A 1,454-nucleotide genomic window follows, 5' to 3' on the forward strand; every position below is an offset into this window, starting at 1 on the left:
AGCCATTTGTCGACCACCAGCGCTTCGCCCTGCCAGCGCGCGTAGAACGCCGCCAGCGCAGTCTCGCGTTCGGGCAGGTCGAGGTGGGCCAGCGTGCCCAACGCCGCGATGACGTCGGTCATGTTGCCGCCGGCTTCGAACTGGGCCAGCAGGCGCGGCATCACGGCGTCGCGCAGATAAGCGTTGTCGCTTTCGGCCAGATAGCCGAGGCAGAGATTGCGCAGGGCGCGGCGGCCAACCTGGGCGCCGTCCGCAGCGTAGGGTTCGGCCGGGGAGAGCGTGGTCCACACGGTCTCGAAGCGGTCGCGCAATTGCATTGCCAGGTGGCGCCGCAGGCTGACACGTGCACGGTGGATCGCCTCGGGGTCGATGATCTGACCGCGACCGGCTACGTCCTCGGCCAGCACTTGCTCGGCCGGCAGCACCAAGGCTTCGGCGGCGAGCGCAGGGTCGTGGGTGAGGCCGGCGTCGAGCACGCGGCCGCAGGCGGCGACGAAGTCTGCGGGGATCCAGCCGGCACCCTCGCCACCGGCCGCGATGCCGGCGAGCAGCACGCGGGTGGCGAGGCGTTGGCCTGCTTCCCAGCGGTTGAACGCATCGGCGTCGTACGCCATCAGGTGGGCAAGCTCGGCGTCGGTCTGCTCGAAATCAAGCTGCACCGGCGCGGAAAAGTTGCGCAGCAGCGAGGCGACCGGCGCCGCCGCGATGTCCTCGAAGACGAAGGTTTGTGTGGTCTCGGTGAGCGACAGCACGCGCGTGGTGCCGGCGTGCGTGTTCTCGCAGGTCAGGCGCAGCGGCGCGTCCGTGCCGTCGGGCAGCACCAGGCCGAGCGCCACCGGAATGTGCAGCGGGCCTTCGACGATTGGCATGCCCGCCTCCGCCAGGCGCTGTTCGTAGGCGGTGGGTGCGAGGCTTTGCGCGAGGGTGAGCGTGTAGCGACGGGCCGCTGCATCCCATGCCCCCTCGGCCTTGAGACGCGGCGTGCCGGCACGGGCATACCAACGGCGGAACTGGGTGAGGTCGACGCCGGAGGCATCCTGCATGGCGGCGACGAAATCCTCGCAGGTGACGGCCTGGCCGTCGTGGCGCTTGAAATAGAGGTCCATGCCTTTGCGAAACCCTTCGCGCCCAAGCAGCGTGTGGATCATGCGCACGACTTCGGCGCCCTTGTTGTAGACCGTGGCGGTGTAGAAGTTGTTGATCTCCTCGTAGCTGTCGGGGCGCACCGGGTGGGACATGGGCCCGGCATCCTCGGGGAACTGGCCGTTGCGCAGGATGCGCACGTCGTTGATCCGCTTCACCGCCCGACTGCTCATGTCGGCGGAGAATTCCTGGTCGCGAAACACCGTCAACCCCTCCTTGAGGGAGAGTTGAAACCAGTCGCGACAGGTCACCCGGTTGCCGGTCCAGTTGTGGAAGTACTCGTGGCCCACCACCGACTCGATGTTGGCGAA

Annotated in this window: 1 protein-coding gene; it reads right to left on the reverse strand. The window is 68.1% G+C overall.

Annotated features, from left to right (window positions below; genetic code table 11):
• The coding region (locus tag Q8S38_RS00305) for a DUF3458 domain-containing protein (protein WP_305678416.1) at positions 1 to 1,454 on the reverse strand (1,454 nt) is incomplete at both ends.

This window comes from Allobosea sp. (genome assembly GCF_030695125.1).
Lineage (GTDB): Bacteria > Pseudomonadota > Alphaproteobacteria > Rhizobiales > Beijerinckiaceae > Allobosea.